Below are 18316 nucleotides of genomic sequence, written 5' to 3'. Positions count from 1 at the left end.
TCACGGGCGCGGGCGGATGATCGCCATGCGGGTTGTGGTCAGTTCCTCGATCGCGAAGCGCGGTCCCTCGCGGCCGGTGCCCGAGTCCTTCACGCCGCCGTACGGCATGACATCGGAGCGGAACCCGGGGACGTCGTTGATCACCACTCCCCCGACCTCGAGCCGGTCGATAGCGGCGAACGCGGTGTCCAGCGACGACGTGAAGACACTCGCGTGCAGGCCGTACCGGGTCTCGTTCACTGCCCGCAGCGCGCTGTCGATATCCGGCACCGACCGCACCGCGATGACCGGTCCGAAGATTTCCTCGTCCCAAGCGGGCAGACCGTCGGGTACGTCGGTCAGCACGATCGGCCCGAGTACGTCGCCGGGCGCGTCATACGCGATCGACCCGCCCGCGTGGACCGCATCGCCGACCCACTCGCGGACCCGATCGGTGGACGCGGGATTGATCAGCGCGGACACCCGCGTGTCCGGATCGCGCGGGTCCCCGACCACGACAGTCGGGAGGCGAGCACCGAGTTTCTCCAACAATGCTTGGCGAACGGACTCGACCGCGATCACGCGTTGGACGGAGATGCACGCCTGGCCGGACGCGTAGTACCCACCACGCACGATCGCATCGACGGCCGCGTCGAGATCGGCGTCCTCGGCAACGACCAGCGCCGAGTTGGAGCCTAGTTCGAGCAGGACTTTGGTCGGAGCTGCATCACGTGCGATGCGGTGACCGACCGCGGCGGATCCCGTGAACGAGACGGCACCAATGCGACCGTCGGTGGTGAGCGTCGCGCCGACATCGGCGCCGCCGGTCACCAATTGAACGGCGCTCTCCGGCGCTCCGGCGTCCGCGAGAGCTGAGCGCATGTGATGGACCAGCCACAGCGTGGCGAGCGGCGTCTGCGGCGCGGGCTTCACGATGATCGGGCAGCCCGCGGCGAAGGCCGGCGCGATCTTGTGTGCCGCGAGCAACAGCGGGTAGTTGAACCCGGTGATCCCGACGACCACGCCGATCGGTTTACGCACCCAGAACCCTTGCAGCCCTTCACCACTCGGCAGCAGATCGAGCGGCACCGTCTCGCCATGCAGCCGGGCGACCTCCTCGGCTGACGTCTCCAGGGTGAGCAGTGTCCGATCGATCTCCACCCGGCAGTCGACGAGCGGCTTCCCGGTCTCGAGCACCAGCAGATCCACGAACTCGTTGCGCGCGGCAAGAACCGCGGAATGCACGCTCTGCAGAACTTTCCGGCGCAGGTACGACGGAAGCCGGCCCACCGTCTCGCGGACGGACAGAGCGTTGTCCAGCGCAGTCCGCGCCAGCTCGACATCACCGACCGGCGCGTCCGCCACCGTCGAACCGTCGTACGGGAAGATCACCGGAGCCGTGGCCGGCGTCTCGATCCAGGCCTCACCGATCGGCAGGCCGGCTGGGAACTTCACGCTGGATCTCCCTTCGCGAGCAGGTCGGACGTCGTCGCCCCGGAGAGGGCGCGCTGAAGGGTGGGGATGGCCGAGACCAGGCGTTGCGTGTACGGGTGCTGCGGGGCGGCGTACACGTCGCCGGTGTAACCGGTCTCGACGATCTGGCCGGCGTTCATGACGGCCACGCGGTCGCAGACGTGCTTGATCACGGACAGGTCGTGCGAGACGAACACCAGCGTCAGGTTGAGCTCGTCGACCAGATCGGAGATCAGGTTGAGGACCTGGGCACGGACCGATACGTCGAGTGCGCTGACCGGCTCATCCGCGATCAGGATGCGCGGACGAGGCGCGAGCGCACGCGCGATCGAGATGCGCTGACGCTGGCCGCCGGAGAACTGGTGCGGGTACCGATCGCCTGCATCCGCGGACAGGCCGACGGCCTCGAGCAGCTCGCGGACGCGTTCGCCCGACGCCGGATGGCCTTGGACGACGAGCGGCTCGGCGATGATGTCGCGGACGCGCATCCGCGGGTCGAGCGAACTCATCGGGTCCTGGAAGACGAGTTGCAGATTCTCGCGGAGGAAGCGCAGCCGGCGATCGGACAGCCGGGTGATATCGGTGCCTTCGACAATCACGTTGCCGGACGTCGCGCGGTCGAGTGCCGCGATGATGCGCAGCAGCGTGGACTTGCCGCAGCCGGACTCGCCGACGATGCCGAACCGCTCGCCCTGCTTGACTTCCAGGCTCACGCCACGCAACGCATGCACGACCGGAGCCGGCTGGAACAACGAGGTCCGCGGCCGCGGGTAGTCGCGGACGAGATCGACGACCTGGATGGCGGTCGGCGTCTCGAGCTCGTGCGTCGTCGGGAGGTGCTCAGACATCGGCCACCCCCGCCGGATGATGGCAGGCGAAGCCCTCCAGCTCGTCACCTGACCATGGCGGAGATTCTTCGCAGAGGGCTGTTGCGTAGGCGCAGCGGGTGCGGAAGACGCAACCGGACGGGAACTTGCCCGCGGGTGGCACGTTGCCGGGGATCGTGGTGAGTCGACGGGACGTGGTGTCGAGGTCTGACGCCGCGAGCAGGCCCTCGGTGTAGCGGTGGCGTGGACGCGTGAACACGTCTCTGACCGGGCCGGATTCGACGACGCGTCCGCCGTACATGACCAGCACTCGTTCGCAGACTGTCGCGACGACAGCCAGGTCGTGGGTGATGAAGAGGAGTGCGGACGAGCGGTCCATGACGCCGCGCACGATCAGGTCGAGGACCAGAGCCTGGACGGTGACGTCAAGCGCGGTGGTCGGCTCGTCGCAGATCAGGAGTGACGGATCGTTGGCCAGGGCAAGCGCCAGGACGACTCGCTGCCGTTGGCCGCCGGAGAGTTGGTGCGGGTACGCACGCAGGGTGTCGGTCGGGAGCTGCACGCGTTCGAGGAGCTCGGCCGCGGCGGCACGCGCCGCCGATTTCGGCTTGGTCCGGTGGATCAGCACCGCCTCGGCCAGCTGGTCACCGATCCGCATGGTCGGGTTGAGCGCGGTCATCGGCTCCTGGAAGACCATCGCGATGTCACGGCCGCGGACCTGCGACATGCGGCGTTCGTCGGCGCCGATCAGCTCATGGTCGACACCGTCGAGGCGGACCGAGCCGCCGGCATACACGTCCTCGGGAAGGAGGCCGATCACACTCAACGCGGTCAACGACTTGCCCGACCCCGACTCGCCGATCAGCCCGACCCGCTCCCCCGCGCCGACCGTCAGATCGACGTCGGAGACCAGCTCCGTGTCGCGAACTTTGACGGACAACCCGCGGACCGTCAGTACATCGCTCATCGGCGGTCCTCCAGTTTCGGGTCGAAGCGGTCGCGTAGGCCGTCGCCGAGGAGGTTGAAGCCGAGGACGGCGATGGCGATCGCGATACCGGGGAAGATCGCCAGCCGTGGTGCGCTGAACAGGAACTCCTGGCTCTCCTGCAGCATCCGGCCCCACGACGGTGTCGGAGGTGGCGTGCCGTACCCAAGGAACGAGAGCGCCGCCTCCGCGAGTACTGCGATGGCGAACGACACCGAGGCCTGCACGGTGATCAGGCTGGTCACGTTCGGCAGGACGTGCCGGACAGCGATCGGCCAGGGCCGTCGTCCCGCGGCGCGGGCCGCCAGCACGTACTCCGTCCGCATGACCTGTAGCGCACCGCTGCGGATCACCCGGGCGAAGCTCGGCACCGAAGCGATGCCGATGGCAATCATCGCTGTCAGCGTGCTCGCCCCGAACACCGCGCCGAACATGATTGCCAACAGCAACGCCGGGAACGCGAGCAGCAGGTCGTTGGCGCGCATGATGGCCTCGCTCGGCCACCGTCGTACCATCGCCGCCAGGATCCCGAGCGGTACGCCGATCACCGCGGCGACGCCGACCGCTACCACGCCGACGAACAGCGTCGTCCGCGAGCCGACCATGATCTGGCTGAGCACGTCCCGCCCGAACTTGTCGGTCCCGAACCAGTGCGACCACGACGGCTTCAGCAGCCGGGAGGTGGGCGTGACGAGCGTGGCGTCGTACGGAGTCCAGACGAAGGAAACGAGCGCCATCAGGACGATGACGGCGACGATCACGCCGCCGGCGATGAGGCTCGGGTTCAGTCGCTTCATGACGCCGTCCTCAGTCGCGGGTCGAGGGCGACGTACAAGACGTCGACGATGAAGTTGACCAGCAGGACGGCCAGGACCAGGACCATCACGACGTCCTGGACGAGGAGAAGATCGCGGTTCGAGACGCCGTCCAGGAGGAGGCTGCCCAGACCGGGGATGACGAAGACGCGCTCGACGACGACCGCGCCGATCAACAACGTCGCCAGTTGGAGGCCGAGCACGGTCACCACTGGCACGGCTGCGTTGCGCAACCCATGTCGCCACAACGCTTGGAACGGCTGCAGCCCCTTCGCACGTGCCGTCCGCAAGTAGTCCTCGCGGAGAACGTCGAGGACCGCGCTGCGGACGTAGCGGGTGAGGACTGCCCCTTGGACCAGGCCGAGCGAGAGGGCCGGGAGGATCAGCTGCTTGAGGAACATCCCGGGGTCTTGTGCGGGCGGGGTCCAGCCGTTCGCGGGCAGCCAGCCGAGCTTGACCGCGAACACGACGATCAGCAGGATCCCGGCGAGGAACGCCGGTACGGCGACGCCGACCTGGGACACCGCGGAGAGCGCGAGGCCGGACAGCTTGCGATGCCGCGCGGCCATCACCGTGCCGGCCGGCACAGCAACCACCAGCGCGATGATCATGCCGGCGACGACCAGCCACAGCGTCACCTGCAGGCGGTCGAACACCTGCGGCCCGATCGCCACCTTCGACACGTACGACGTGCCGAGGTCGCCGTGAAGCAATCCGCCGAGCCAGTCGAAGTACTGCGTCGGCAGCGGACGGTCGAGCCCGAACTGCTGCCGGAGCTCGGCCACCGCTTGGTCGGATGCGTTCACGCCGAGCGCGACCCGAGCGGGGTCGCCGGGCAGCACCGCCATGAACGCGAACACCAGCACCGAGCTCACCACAAGACTGACCAAGAACACGCCGGTGCGCTCGATCAGGCGAAGAATCATCGGGCGAGCTTGGAGAGATCGAAGTTCTCGGTGATGGCGTTGGTCGGCAGGCCCTTGATGTTCTTGTCCGCAACGATCAGGTTCGGCAGCAGGAACAGCCAGTCGCCCGCGGCCTGCTCGGACAGCCGCCGCGCCGCCTTCTTCATGTTCTCGACCTGCGCGGCCTCGTCACCGGAGTCCGCGGCGGCGAGATAGCCCTGCAAGGTCGGATCGTCGTACCGCGTGTAGTACTTCGCGTTGAAGACGGCGCCGAGGTCGCGCGGCTCGACGTGCGCGATGATCGACATGTCGTAGTCGGCGTTCTTGAAGACCGTGGTCAGCCAGGCCGCCGGGAACTCGAGCTGGTCGATCTGCACCTTCAGCCCGGCCTGCTCCAGCATGCTCTTCACGACCTGGCCGCAGGACGTCGCGTACGGCAACGTCGGCAACCGTAGCCGGAGCGTCTTGCCGGCCGCACCGGATGCCTGCAGCAACGACTTCGCCTTTGCCAGATCGTACGGCGCGACGCCGGTGAGGTCCTCGTACCACGGATCGGTCGGCGGGACCATGCTGCCGATCAGCTTGCCGCGACCGGCCCAGCACGTATCGAGCAGCGCCTTGTGGTCGATCGCCATCCGGATCGCCTGGCGGGTCCGGAGATCCTTGAACACCGGCCGCGAGTTGTTGAACGAGAGCAGCACCTCGCCGTTCGTCGTCCCTTCGATCACCTGGTACTTGTCGTTACTGGTGAACTGGCTCAACGCTTCCGGCGCCTGGACCGTGCCGATCACGTTGATCGTGCTGGTCAGCAGCGCGTTGTTGAGCGCGGTCGCGTCCTTGAAGTACTTCAGCGTGATCTGCTGGAAGAACGGCTTGCTGCCCCAGTAGTCGTCGTTGCGGACCATGACGATCGAGTCGCCGCGGTTCCACTTCGAGAACTTGAACGGGCCGGTGCCGACCGGGTCGGTCGCCAGCGCGCTGACACCGCTCTCGGAGAACATCGCGCCGATCCGGGTGGTCATCCGGAACAGCCAGTCGTTGCTCGGCTTGGCCAGCGTGACCTGCAACTGCGTCGGCGACAGCGCCTTCGCGGACGCGACGACATCCATCGCGGCCTTCAGCGAGATCGTCCACGCGGTCTTCACCCGGTTGATGCTGAACACCGCGTCGTTCGCGGTGAACTGCTTGCCGTTGGTGAACTTCGCGTTGTCGACCAGGTCGAACGTGTAGGTCTTGCGGTCCGGCGAGACCGTCCACGACTTCGCCAGCGACGGCACGATCTTGCCGGAGTCGTCCTGCTTGACCAGCGTCTCGTACACGTTGCCGAGCAGCGCCTGCGGGATCGCGGCACCGTCGGTGGTGGTGAAGTCCAGGCTGGCCGGCTCGGCGACCAGACCGACCGACAGTTTCTGGTCCCCGCCCGGCGAGCTGCCAGACCCACCGCCGGAGGTACTCGAGCCTGCCGAGCAGGCGGTCAGGGCCAGCACCGCCGCGGAGGCGACGAACACGACCGCCCGAATGCGAAACGACGACTTCACGCCAACTCCTTCAGAGGCCGTAACTGATCCTGTCCGACCTGTGACTGGTCTGACCAGTGGACTAGGTAATACTGGGCCACTAGATTTGTCCCTGCTCAAGTGCCTGTCAAGCGAGTAGGGGGTGCGCCGGGTGACAACAGGACCACAGTTCCAGCCGGTACAACCCGTGCGCGCGTACGAACGGATCGTCGAACAGGTCGAGGACGCGCTGGCCAGCGGCGACCTCGTCCCGGGCCAGCGGCTGCCGAGCGAGCGCGAGCTGGTCGCGCAATTCGCAGTCAGCCGGTCGACCGTCCGCGAGGCGCTGCGAGTGCTGGAGAGCAACGGCGTCGTCCGGTCGCGGCCCGGCGACCCGAACGGTCCGGAGATCCTCCCGTTCTCGCAGTCCGCGCTGCGCAAGCAGATGGTCCGCCTGGCCCGCGTCGACGAGCTGACCCTGAGCGAGCTGATCGGGTTCCGGATGATCATGGACGGCGCCGCGATCCAGGTCGCGTCACGCTTGCGTACGCCGGAAGAGCTCGACGAACTGGAGGAGACGCTCGTCGCGATGCGGGCCGCGATCGACGTCGACTTCGACGCATTCAGCCAGGCCGATCTCGCCTTCCACGAACTGATCGCGCGGATCAGCCGCAACTCGCTGATCCAGACCTGCAACGAGGTCGTCCGCGGCGTCGTCCTCAGCCTGATCTCGGACAAGATCGCCCACGCGCCGAACAGCCGCGCCCTGATGCTCGAGTCCCTGCACCACCACGCCGACGTCGTCGACGCGATCCGCACCGGAAACGGCCACGCCGCCGCCCGCCTGGCCCGACAGAACATGTACGACTACTACGGCGGGTACGTGCCCGACTCCGAGCAGGAAACCTTGCGCGCGCTCGTAGAGGACTGAGCGATCCCGTGGCATTCTGACGGGATCGGTTCATGGGTGGGGGGCACCGCGTGAGCAAACCTGCAATTCTGACTGTCGACGACGACCCGATGGTTTCGGCGGCGATCTCCCGTGACCTGCGCCGGCGGTACGGCGACCACTACCTGGTCGTGCGCGCGACCTCGGGCGACCAGGCGCTGGCCGCGCTGACGAAGCTGGCCCTGCGCAACCAGCCGATCGCCATGATCGCCACCGACCAGCGGATGCCCGGCATGACCGGTATCGAGCTGCTCGAACGCGCCCGCGTGCACGCACCGAGCGCGAAGTACCTGCTGCTCACCGCGTACGCCGACACCGACGTCGCGATCCGGGCCATCAACGACATCGGCCTCGACTACTACCTGCTGAAGCCGTGGGATCCGCCCGAGGATCAGCTGTTCCCGGTCGTCGACGACCTGCTCGGCGACTGGCAGCACGCCAATCCCGAGCACGTCTCCGATGTCCGCATCGTCGGCAACCGCTGGTCGGACCGGTCGCACGACATCAAGACGTTCCTGGCCCGCAACCATGTGCCGTACCGCTGGTACGACATCGAACGCGACCCGGAGGCCCGACGCCTGAAGGACCTCGCTGATGCCTCCGACAACGATCTCCCGCTCGTCCTGATCCCGGAGAGCGACACCCTTCGCTCCCCCACGACTCTCGACCTCGCGTCGGCGCTCGGCCTGCGCACGCGAGCCGAGCAGCCGCTGTACGACGTCTGCATCGTCGGCGGCGGACCCGCCGGCCTGGCCGCGGGGGTGTACGCCGCGTCCGAAGGCCTCAGCACGGTCATCATCGAGCGCGAAGCACCCGGCGGCCAGGCCGGTCTCAGCGCGGCGATCGAGAACTACCTCGGTTTCCCGCGCGGCCTGACCGGCTCGGACCTCGCGCAGCGAGCGGTCGCGCAAGCCTCCCGCTTCGGCGCGGAGATGGTGCTCGCGCGTTCGGTCGTCGGGCTGGAATCGCGCGGACCCGTGCACGCCGTACTGCTCGAAGGATCCGGTGAGATCGAGGCTCGCGCGCTGATCGTCGCGACCGGCGTCTCGTACCGCAGCCTCGACGTCGACGGCCTCGCCGACCTCACCGGCCGCGGCGTGTACTACGGTGCGACCGCCAGCGAGGCCAGCCAGGTGCAGGACGACGAGGTGTTCATCGTCGGCGCGGCGAACTCCGCCGGTCAAGCGGCCCTCAACCTGTCGCGCTACGCCAAGCGGGTCGTGCTGCTCGTCCGCGGCGATTCGCTCGAGAGCTCGATGTCGCGGTACCTGATCGACAAGATCACCAACGCGCCCACCATCGAAGTACGGTGCCGGACCGAGGTGGTCGGCTGCCGCGGGGACGGTCACCTCGAGGGTCTGACGCTGGCCGACCGCGCCTCCGGTCGCGTCGACGAGGTGTTGGCCAGTTGGTTGTTCATCTTCGTCGGAGCGATCCCGCGGACCGATTGGCTCGGCGACTCGGTGGTGCGCGACGAGAAGGGCTTCGTGGTGACCGGGCCGGACGTGCTGACCTTCGATCGGTGGGCGTTGCCGAGACCGCCGTACGCGTTGGAGACCAGCGTGCCCGGGGTGTTCGCCGCGGGCGACGTCCGGCTGGACTCGATGAAACGGGTGGCCTCCGCAGTCGGCGAAGGCGCCATGTCGATCTATCTCGTCCACCGCTACCTGGCGACCGTCTGATGCGCGCCGAGGAGCTGCGAGGCATCCCGCTCTTCGCCGGGCTGACCGACGCGCAACTGGACGAGCTGATCGCCGGCAGCACCGAGGTCGCGATCGAGCTCGGCGCCGACCTGTTCCACGAAGGTGAGCCCGCGGACTTCTGGTGGGTGCTGGTCGACGGCGTGATCGCGCTGCACCGCAAGATCGGCCGCGAGGACACCGTGATGGGCAAGATGGACGTCCCGGGACGCTGGGCCGGCGGGTTCCGCGCCTGGGACGAGCACGGCGTCTACCTCGCCAGCGGCCGCGGTCTCGCCGAGGGCCGGGTGCTGCAGGTGCCGACCGATGTGCTGCGGGAGCGGATCGACGCGTGGTTCCCGCTCGCCGGGCATCTGATCAGGGGCGTGTACGGGACCGCGCGGGCGATCGAGTCGACGGCTCGACAGCGGGAGTCACTCATCACGCTCGGCACGTTGGCCGCCGGGTTGGCGCACGAGATCAACAACCCGGCGGCGGCTGCGGCCCGTTCGGTCAGCGCGCTCGACACTGCGTGCGTCACGCTGCTGTCGGCTCTGCGCCGACTTGCCGAGGGCGACGTGACGGCCGTGCAGTTCGGTGCTCTGGACGAGCTGCGGCTCGAGCTCGCCTCCGGTTCCGCGGCACCGGATCCGGTCGATCTTGCCGATGACGAGAACACGATCTCGGACTGGCTCGGCGATCACGGTGTCGCCCAGGACTGGCTCATCGCGCCGCCGTTGGCAGCCGCGGGCGCGGGCCCCGAGTGGTGCGAGCGCGCGGCCGACGTACTGGGAGATGCGCTGGAGCCCGGTCTGGAATGGGTGGCCAGCACGCTGTCCGCGGCGACTTTGCTCGGTGAGGTGAAGGAGTCGACGCGGCGGATCACCGAACTAGTGGCGGCGGTCCGCTCGTACTCGCAGATGGACCGCGGTTCGATCCAGACCATCGACGTGACCGAGGGCATCGAGAGCACGCTGGTGATGCTCGGGCACAAATTGCGCGACGGCGTCGAGGTGGTCCGCGAGTACGGCGCCGACGTACCGCGGATCGACGCTTTCGCGGGCGAACTCAACCAGGTGTGGACGAACCTGATCGACAACGCGGTCGACGCGATGGACGGCATCGGCACGTTGCGGATCATGACGCGGACCGACGGCGACCGGATCGTGATCGAGTTCACCGACACCGGTCACGGCATGCCCACGGACGTCGCGGCGCGGGCGTTCGAGCCGTTCTACACGACCAAGGACGTCGGCAAGGGCACCGGCCTGGGCCTCGACATCGCCCAGCGCATCATCGCCGAACATCACGGCGGCACGATCACCATCGCGTCGCAGCCCGGTCAGACCACGCTGCAGGTGCGGTTGCCGCGACAGCCCAGCCCGGCGGGTTGATTCGAACCGAACGACAGGAAGTAGTGGCGGTGCGCGCCGTCACGCCGTGGAGCCCGCCCGCTCCGGCATGACTACTACCTCCTGTCGTTCGGGACGGGTCCTCAGGTGTCGTGCTCGAGAATCCGGACCCGCGGCACCTTGAGGAGCTTGCGGGCCTTGGCCGACCAGTCGGAGCAGACGAACCGGGCCGCGGTCTCGGGCCAGGCGACCACCACGACCTCCTTGCTACCGGTGGTCTTCACCATCTGCATCAGCGCCAGCAGGATCTCGCCGTGGGTGATGGAGACGTGGACCTGGTAACCGCTCGCGGCCCGGAGGCGGCGTGAGCTGTGTTCGATCACCGACGCGAGGTCGACGGCCGGATCCGCGAGGGTGGCCGTCGGTGTTCGGCTCGGGGTGGCCACCGGACCGACCCGCGCCGACGGAGCGGTCGCCGAGCCGATCACGGCCGCGGTGCCGGTCATGCCGGCCACGTCCGCGAACGTCGATCCCAGCAACGCCATCGGCCCGCCGAATCCGCTGTCCGGATGACTGGAGACCAGCAGGTGGTACTCAACGGCTTCTTCGTGTCTTGCGTACAGGGCGGCAACGCGGCGCGCGTCGCCCTCGCTCATCTCCCGCTCGATGAGCACCACCACGTCGTACGTCATTCGTGGCTCCCTTCGCGTCAATTCCGTTGTACTCCTGCACCGGAGCGCACCAAAGCAACACCCCCGCCTCCGTCACGGAACTGTCAAATAATTCTCAGGCCCCTGCCAGACTCGCCCGAGTGCAGGGGCCGCGCCTCAGACCGGGCGCAGCGTCGCCCGGGCGCGAGTGTCAGGCGCCAGTACGGCGAGCAGGTGCGGCGCGTCGATCAACGACACACTCGCGCGGTCGAGCAGACGCGGATGCAGCGCATACACCTCCGAACCCGATCGCGGCGTGACGTCACCGGCCAGCACCGCAACGAAGTCCGCCCGGTCGGCCGCGTCCTCGTCCCACCGCCGGTCGGGCTCCAACCGAGCCGTCACCCGGCGCGCGAACGCCGCGAGCTCCTCGGACGGCTGCCGCTGGTACCCGACGACCGACCCGTCGGCGCACCGGACCGCGATCTCGTCGGTCCGCGCGGCCGCGTGCCAGCAACAGACCTCCCACAGGCTGACCCGATCGCCCGACCCGTGCACCTCCTCCAGCGTCGCGGCCATCAGCCCGAGCCGGCCGCCGTACTTCGCGACGTTGTGACCGTAGCCGGCCGCGCCGAGGTTCACGTCGTACCAGCGCAGTTCCTTGGTGTGCAGGTCGACGCCGAACGGCATCAGGATCTTCGCCGGCCCGGACAGGTCGAACCGCTCCTCGACCGCGGCCGGGTCGAACAGACCATTTGGTTGCCGCATCACCCCGACGAAGCCGCGCTCCAACTGATCGAACGGTACGTCGTTGTAGCTGAACACGACCGGCAGCACGTAACGACCCTCGACCCGGCGCACCGCGCGCAGGTCGATGTCCACGAACTCCGTCGATCCCCGCGGAGCCGGCGCCGACGTCAGGTCGCCGGAGTGCACCAGCGCGTCCTGGTCGAACCGCAGCCGCGTGTAATCGCACAGCCCAACGAACGCCCATTCCTCGTCGAACACCGCGACGGACAGATCGAGATCGATCCGCCGACCGGCCGGCTCGACCCAGTGCAGGAACAGCCGCAGCAACTCGTCCTGCGGGATCGGCACCGCACTCCCCCGCGTCATCCGCAGCAGACTCGACGACGTGCTCCGCTCCGAACCGGGCGCGGCCAGGCGGGTCAGCTCCTCGTCCAGGAACGCCCGCCGCCACCGCGGCAGATCCGTTGCCCGACGCAACATTTCACCGGTCAGAACGCCGGACAGCTCCATGGCCAGCTCGCTCGGCAACGGCTCGCGGTCGTCGACCGACGTCCAGATCCGGGCCGTCCCGCCGCGTGGGAAGAACAGTCGCAGATCGCCGGGCGGAGTCCGGACCTGACCGAGCGCGGCTGTGATCACTCCTGGCGAAACGTCCGACACCGCGGTTGTGAGTGCGTCGACGAGATCCGCGTAGTGCTCGGGTGGGAGCACGCGTGCCAAGTGCACCAAGCGACGTACCAACTCGCCTGGACGCTCACGCAGCAGGTCGAGCGCCCGCTCGGGCCGGCCTTGCGCGAAGGCGCCCTCGACCCGGGCGGCGAACGTGCTCATCACGAGCCGCCCGTGCTCAACGCGAATCAACGGATGCTGCGCCGCCTCACCCGCCACTGCTCGCCCGGCCGCGGTCGCGAGATCCAGATCGGTACGACGCAGCACCGCGAACGCGAGCGCCGCGACCGGGAAACGGGTCGCGAACTCGAACGGGTGCAGGTTCTCCGCGATCCGCTTCCAGGCCCGCTCGTGGCGCAGCAGGTCCTCGGTCAGCGTCTCCACCGGAAGCCGGTCCAACCGCTGCAGCAGCATCCGTCGCGTTGCCCGCGGCAACGACTTCCGCCGGGCCGGCGGCGTTCGCAGGCCGGGGTCGGCGTCCATCAGCGCGTAGATCAGTCGCAGTACGTCGGTCGCGGTGTCGGTGCGCTCGATCAGCTCCGGATCGTCGGCGAGGAAGTGCGCGAGGACCAGGGCCCGGGTCTCGCGGACCGGGATCTCGTCCGGCAGCCACGACGGGTCGGCGCCGTCGAGCAGCACCAGCAGGTCGGCCCGATCGGCGGCCGAGAGCGGCGCGCGCCGCGCGAGCAGGGACTCGACTGTCTCGCGGGCCGAGTCGTCTGTTGCCAGTGAGAGCAGGCGGAGACGGTCCGAACGGACGTGCGCCGGCTGCTCCCCGTCGAACGACGGCTTGAGGAACGGGTCCTTGCGATCGATCCGGCGCAGGCAGAGCGGGCACGCGCTGAAGTCCGACCCGTCCCAGCACGTCCGGCAGACCAGATGGGCACACGGCGACACCGGATGCACTGTCTTGGTGTCGCCGCAGAGCACGCAGGGCTGGTCGGGCTCCTGGAGGAGACGAGCGAAGACCCTGTTGATGTAGAAGGTCTCGGTGTTGCCCGGCACGCTCTCCGGGAAGCCGCGGAACAGCGGCGTGTGGTGGGTGTCGCGACCGGACTCGGCATCGAGCAGGTCGAGCAGCGCTCTGCCGAAGCCGGCAAGGGCAGGAGCCGACAGCGAGGCGCAGTGCCGGTAGAGGCCGACGGACAGCAGGAAGCCCCGCTGGATCAGGTCGGCCTGAAGCGCGGACAGTCCGGCCTGGATCGTGAGCGGACGGCGGAGCCATTGCCAGGCTGTCCGGCGCACCGCCGGAGTCAGCGTGGTGACATCCACGAGCCGACGCCGGCGCAGCAGGACTTGCGCTGATTCTTCCCGCATGGCGTCTCCCCCGCTGGCGTCCTGTGCTTCGTCCTGTGCCGCTTCGTGCTGTGATGGCGGCGCCAGGGGCGGAGAGCGGACGCGCTACTTGGCCTGGTGAAGGAGAAGGAAGCACGTCCAGGAGCCGCCCCTGGCACTGAGAACGCTACGGGGGCCCACCGACAGTTTCCGGGCCGCAACGGGGCTCACAAAGAAGAGCTCCGGTAGCAGGGTCGGGGCCGCCCCGCCCAGACCCCGCTACCGGAGATCTACAGAGTAGAACGTTCACCCAAATACTGCGCTACCGGGTCCCCCGATCTGAGCTCGAACTGGCACAGATGCGCCGCAAGTAAACCCTTGAGGTGCCGCCGGACACGGAGTTGATCACCGTCGGGAGGTGTCGGGCCACGGAATGTGGTTAACGTCGTAGGTATGTCGGTTGCGGTGGTCGAGCGGGCCCGCTGGCGTGACGTTTTCGGGCACGCCGAGTTCCGGGCGTTGTTCCTGGCAGGGGTGCTGTCGGTGGCGGGCGATCAGCTCGCGCGGGTGGCGTTGTCGGTGCTGGTCTTCGACCGGACCTCGTCGGCCGGGCTGACCGCGTTGACCTACGCGCTGACCTACGTGCCGGACCTGCTGTTCGGGCCGTTGCTGGCCGGGTTCGCTGATCGGTACCCGCGACGTACGGTGATGATCATCACCGATGTCGCACGGGCGATTCTCGTTGCAGGGATGGCGATCCAGGCACTTCCACTGTTCGTGGTGATCCTGCTGCTGGTCGCGTTACAGGCGTTCGGTTCGCCGTTCAACGCGGCGCGTGGGGCGACGCTGCCCGCCGTACTCCCGGGTGACCACTACGTCCTCGGCAAGGCCGCGAACGACATGGTCGTCCAGTTCAGCCAGGTCCTCGGCTTCGGCTTCGGCGGCGCCGTCGTGGTCGCCGTGGGGACGTCAGGCGGCCTGCTCCTCGACGCCGCCACCTTCGTCCTGTCGGCCCTCCTGATCACCTTCGGAGTACGCCGACGACCCGCCCCGGCGAGTGGCACAGATGCGCCACCAGCAAGCTATCTGAAGGACCTGACCTCCGGCATCGCCCTGGTAGCCCGCACCCCGAAACTCCGCACCCTCGTCCTCCTGGCCACCATCGCCGGCTTCTACGTCACCGTAGAGGGCCTAGCAGTCCCCTACGCCCACGAAATCGGCAGCGGCACCACTGCCGCAGGCTTCCTGCTGGCCGCCAGCCCCGCCGGCGCCGTCGCCGGTATGTGGCTAATCACCGCGCTGCAACCAGCTCGGCGCCTGCGCTTGCTGGCACCGTTGGCCGTATTCGCCTGCGTTCCGCTGATCTTCTGTTTCGTGGCGCCCGACCTGCCCACGACCATCGCCTTGTGGGCGGTGTCGGGCCTCGCCTCGGCCTACCACCTGCCGGCCAGCGCTGCCTTCGTCCAAGCAGTCCCGGACGCACAGCGGGGCCAGGCCTTCGGGGTCGCGAGTACGGCGCTGAAGGGCAGCCAAGGCCTCGGAATCCTGCTCGCGGGCCTGCTCGCGGACCGCTGGGCGCCGTCGGTGTCGCTCGGCATCATGGGTGCCGCGGGGGCCGTCGCGGCCCTGGCGGCGGGCGCCGCCTGGAGCTACGCCCGCCGGGCCGAACCGGCACCCCGGTAAACAGCTGCCGGTCAATCCGCCGGAGATCCGCGCAAACATCTCCGGCAGCGTCCGTAAAATGCAGGTAAAGAATTCCCTGGTTCACCATTCGTTGCCGGCGGTGAACCATTCATTTCCGGGCCGCCCGGTACGGCGGAGCCACTCGTTCCCACCCTGCGTGAACCACTCGTTCCCCGCCGCGAACCACTCGTTCCCGACGCCCGTGAACCACTCGTTGCCGCCGTGGAACCACTCGTTGCCGGTGCTGATCTTCGTCATGGTGGAGCTCCTTCCTTCGCCATCCGTCAGATGGGACGAAACGCGGGCCGGTGCTGACCTCGCGTGAACAAGCCGTTACTATTCAGGAATACCGTTCAGGTCGATCCTGTGAGGCAAGAATGATTCTGATCGGTCGGAGCAATTGGGTGCCACCCCGCCGGTGGAAGCTCTGGTCGTTACCCCGTCCGGCGTTGCTGTACGTGCTCGGGGTCGACGTTGTCGCGGTCATCATCACCACCTTGGCTGTGAGCTCGTCGATCTCCGGTGCCCGAGGCGTGACGCGGTCCGAATGGCTTGCCTTCGGTGTGCTGACGGCCGCCTCGGTTCTGCACCTGGAGTCTGCCCGCGGAATCGAGCGGCGACGCGAGATGGCGGCGAACACTTCGCCGTACACGAATCTCAAGAGCCTCTGGGTCTTCGCCGGCTTGCTCCTGCTCCCGCTCAGCCTGGTGGTCGCGCTCGTCGTCATCTCGTACAGCTACTCCTGGATACGGGTCTACGGACGGACGATCGCGCACCGGAAGGTCTTCTCGGCCTGCACGTTCATCCTGGCCAGCGCCGCGGGCGCCGCCGCGCTCCGGGCGGGCGGCCTCCTGACCGAGCCCCGCGTGCCTACCGGGCCCTGGTCCTTGCTGGTCGTCCTCGCTGCCGCGACGACGTGGTGGCTGGTGAACTTCGCGCTGGTGATCGGTGCGATCCTGCTGTCGTCGCCGGACGCCACGGCCCGTGGCGCGCTGGGAGACCTCGCCGACCAGCTCGTGGTGGTCGCGGGGCTCGGCCTCGGCGTTGCGGTCGCCGGGCTACAGGCGTCGTACCCGTGGGTGGTGCCGATCCTGATGGTGACCGTGCTCACCTTGCACCGCGATCTGCTGCTACCGCAGTTCCAGCGGGCGGCGGGCACGGACGTCAAGACCGGTCTGGCGACGTCGGCGTACTGGGCGAACGCGGTCCCCGCTGAGCTCGCACGCGCACAGGCCCTGCGGAGCACCGTCGGATTGTTGATGCTGGACCTGGACAAGTTCAAGGAAATCAACGACACCTACGGTCACCCAGCCGGCGACGAGGCCCTGCGCGCGGCCGGTGACTGTATCCGGGCGGAGGTCCGGCAAGGCGATCTGGTCGCCCGCGTCGGAGGCGACGAACTGGCCGTCCTTCTGCCCGGCGCCTCCGAGAACGAACTGCTGGAGGTGGCCGGCCGGATCCGCGACCGGCTCAGCGCCCTCAGCGTTTCGGTGGAGACCACGACCGCCACCAGCGCTGTCATCACCGGCGTACCGGCGTCCATCGGCGCGGCCGTCTACCCCGACGTCGCCGACACCATGGACCAGCTGATCCTCGCCGCCGACAATGCCCTGCTGACCGCAAAACGCGACGGCCGCAACCGCATCGTCACCGCCCGCCCAGGCATCACCAACCGTGCCGACGAACCCACCCACGACCAGCACCAGTAGCTTCGCCGAACTCCTCTCGTCGCGCAGCCGGCTTGATCCAGGCCGCACTCGCTCCCGTTGCCCAGCCGGCCGGTCAGCCGATCTGGATCAGTGCCTTGCCGCGGAGGGTTCGGTTCTCCAGGGCTTGGTGAGCGGTGGATAGGTGGTCGAGGTCGTAGAGCTGGTCGATGACGGGGGTCAGGTCGCCGGCGGCTGCGCGGGTGATGACGTCGGTGCCGGTGATGGTCGCGGTGGTCGAGTCGGCGCGGAGGTCCATGATGCCCTTGAGGGTTACTCCGCGGCGGGTGGCTTCGGCGGGGTCGATGGGGGCGAAGTTGCCGCTGGGGGCGCCGTGGGCCGAGAACCAGCCGCCGTCCTTCACCACGCTGAACGCGGCCGCGCCGAGCCCGCCGCCGGCGCCTTCGAAGACGATGTCGGCGCCGCGATTGTCGGTTGCCTCGAGCACCAACTTCTCCCAGGACGGCTTGCTGTAGTCGAACAGTACGTCGGCGCCCTGGGCCCGGCTCAACCGGAGCTTCTCCTCGCCGCGGGCGGCTGCGATCACGTGTGCGCCGGCCTTGTGGGCGAGCTGGATCAGGAGCAGGCCCATCCCGCCGGCCGAGGCGGTGATCAGTACGTCCTGGCCGGTCATCGACGGCGCCAGTTCCTCGAGCATGAGCGCGGTCAACCCGTCGCCGTACACCGCGACCGCGGTCTGCAGGTCAAGCTGTGGTGGTACCTCGACCAGGTCGGTCGTGGTGAGGGCGAGCTCGGCGTGCGCACCGAAGCCGTCCGCGCGGCCGACGACGGTTTTGCCGATCCAGTTCGCGGATACGTCGGGCCCGACCGCGCGGACCCGTCCACCGAGGGTGCCTCCCGGGACGTACGGCGGCTCGACGTCGAAGAACTTGCCGTGCCCGCCGCGTCGGATCGCGGTCTCGACGAAGATGACATCCGCGAACTCCACCTCGACGAGCACCTGGCCTGCTCCGGGCTCGGGGTCCGGCAGGTCGCGGGTCTCGATCACGTCCGGACCGCCGAACTTGGTCACTACTGCTGCACGCATAGCTGCACTCTCTCCGGTTGTCTTCGGAGTTCCGAGACTGCAACCTCAACCTTGGTTCAGGTCAAGCGCGGGAGT

Annotated in this window: 15 protein-coding genes; 5 read left to right on the top strand and 10 right to left on the bottom strand. The window is 68.4% G+C overall.

Annotated elements, in window-relative coordinates; all coding sequences use genetic code 11:
• The 6 genes from AB0J62_RS21465 to AB0J62_RS21440 are packed head-to-tail and all read right to left on the bottom strand — an operon-like array spanning position 1 to position 6522.
• Positions 1 to 1434 carry an aldehyde dehydrogenase family protein gene (locus AB0J62_RS21465; RefSeq protein ID WP_363873613.1) on the bottom strand — a complete coding sequence of 478 codons (1434 nt, stop codon included), beginning with the start codon at positions 1432 to 1434 and terminating at the stop codon, positions 1 to 3.
• Positions 1431 to 2300, bottom strand: a complete 870-nt coding sequence (locus AB0J62_RS21460) for an ATP-binding cassette domain-containing protein (RefSeq protein ID WP_363873609.1) — start codon at positions 2298 to 2300, stop codon at positions 1431 to 1433. Before AB0J62_RS21460 ends, AB0J62_RS21465 begins: the two co-directional genes overlap by 4 nt.
• Positions 2293 to 3246, bottom strand: a complete 954-nt coding sequence (locus AB0J62_RS21455) for an ABC transporter ATP-binding protein (RefSeq protein WP_363873605.1) — start codon at positions 3244 to 3246, stop codon at positions 2293 to 2295. Before AB0J62_RS21455 ends, AB0J62_RS21460 begins: the two co-directional genes overlap by 8 nt.
• A complete protein-coding gene (locus tag AB0J62_RS21450; protein WP_363873602.1) occupies positions 3243 to 4061 on the bottom strand; it encodes an ABC transporter permease in 819 nt (272 codons plus the stop codon). The genes AB0J62_RS21455 and AB0J62_RS21450 overlap by 4 nt, the downstream gene beginning before the upstream one ends.
• The gene (locus AB0J62_RS21445) at positions 4058 to 5005 is read right to left on the bottom strand and encodes an ABC transporter permease (RefSeq protein WP_363873599.1); all 948 of its coding nucleotides are present in this window, start codon (positions 5003 to 5005) and stop codon (positions 4058 to 4060) included. Before AB0J62_RS21445 ends, AB0J62_RS21450 begins: the two co-directional genes overlap by 4 nt.
• Positions 5002 to 6522, bottom strand: a complete 1521-nt coding sequence (locus AB0J62_RS21440; protein ID WP_363873596.1) for an ABC transporter substrate-binding protein — start codon at positions 6520 to 6522, stop codon at positions 5002 to 5004. Before AB0J62_RS21440 ends, AB0J62_RS21445 begins: the two co-directional genes overlap by 4 nt.
• A gap of 130 nt (positions 6523 to 6652) precedes the next feature.
• Here AB0J62_RS21440 and AB0J62_RS21435 point away from each other — a divergent pair, with 130 nt between their 5' ends.
• The 3 genes from AB0J62_RS21435 to AB0J62_RS21425 are packed head-to-tail and all read left to right on the top strand — an operon-like array spanning position 6653 to position 10502.
• Positions 6653 to 7411 (top strand): FadR/GntR family transcriptional regulator, encoded by a 759-nt coding sequence (locus AB0J62_RS21435; protein WP_134103668.1) that lies wholly within the window; start codon positions 6653 to 6655, stop codon positions 7409 to 7411.
• A gap of 50 nt (positions 7412 to 7461) precedes the next feature.
• The gene (locus tag AB0J62_RS21430; protein WP_363873592.1) at positions 7462 to 9111 is read left to right on the top strand and encodes an FAD-dependent oxidoreductase; all 1650 of its coding nucleotides are present in this window, start codon (positions 7462 to 7464) and stop codon (positions 9109 to 9111) included.
• Positions 9111 to 10502, top strand: a complete 1392-nt coding sequence (locus AB0J62_RS21425) for an ATP-binding protein (RefSeq protein ID WP_363873589.1) — start codon at positions 9111 to 9113, stop codon at positions 10500 to 10502. Before AB0J62_RS21430 ends, AB0J62_RS21425 begins: the two co-directional genes overlap by 1 nt.
• 101 nt (positions 10503 to 10603) lie before the next feature.
• Here the strand turns inward: AB0J62_RS21425 and AB0J62_RS21420 are convergent, their stop codons facing one another.
• Positions 10604 to 11152 carry a hypothetical protein gene (locus AB0J62_RS21420; protein ID WP_363873586.1) on the bottom strand — a complete coding sequence of 183 codons (549 nt, stop codon included), beginning with the start codon at positions 11150 to 11152 and terminating at the stop codon, positions 10604 to 10606.
• Positions 11153 to 11287: 135 nt separating this feature from the next.
• Positions 11288 to 13846 (bottom strand): MXAN_6230/SCO0854 family RING domain-containing protein, encoded by a 2559-nt coding sequence (locus AB0J62_RS21415; protein ID WP_363873583.1) that lies wholly within the window; start codon positions 13844 to 13846, stop codon positions 11288 to 11290.
• Between the two features lie 411 nt (positions 13847 to 14257).
• On the opposite strand from AB0J62_RS21415, the gene AB0J62_RS21410 reads away from it, so the two are divergent.
• Entirely contained in the window at positions 14258 to 15487 is a 1230-nt protein-coding gene (locus tag AB0J62_RS21410) for an MFS transporter (protein ID WP_363873580.1), read from the top strand.
• 81 nt (positions 15488 to 15568) lie between these two features.
• Here the strand turns inward: AB0J62_RS21410 and AB0J62_RS21405 are convergent, their stop codons facing one another.
• Positions 15569 to 15745, bottom strand: coding sequence for a DEAD/DEAH box helicase (locus AB0J62_RS21405; RefSeq protein ID WP_363873577.1), 177 nt, complete (start codon positions 15743 to 15745; stop codon positions 15569 to 15571).
• A gap of 146 nt (positions 15746 to 15891) precedes the next feature.
• On the opposite strand from AB0J62_RS21405, the gene AB0J62_RS21400 reads away from it, so the two are divergent.
• Entirely contained in the window at positions 15892 to 17196 is a 1305-nt protein-coding gene (locus AB0J62_RS21400; protein ID WP_363873574.1) for a GGDEF domain-containing protein, read from the top strand.
• Between the two features lie 73 nt (positions 17197 to 17269).
• Here the strand turns inward: AB0J62_RS21400 and AB0J62_RS21395 are convergent, their stop codons facing one another.
• Positions 17270 to 18241: a zinc-binding dehydrogenase gene (locus AB0J62_RS21395; RefSeq protein WP_363873571.1), complete on the bottom strand. Its 972-nt coding sequence runs from the start codon at positions 18239 to 18241 to the stop codon at positions 17270 to 17272.
• Positions 18242 to 18316 lie beyond the last annotated feature (75 nt).

The organism is Kribbella sp. NPDC049584, from assembly GCF_040675555.1.
GTDB lineage: Bacteria > Actinomycetota > Actinomycetes > Propionibacteriales > Kribbellaceae > Kribbella.
The sequence above is the reverse complement of the archived record's forward strand: the minus strand, read 5'-3'. Positions and strand labels throughout refer to the sequence as shown.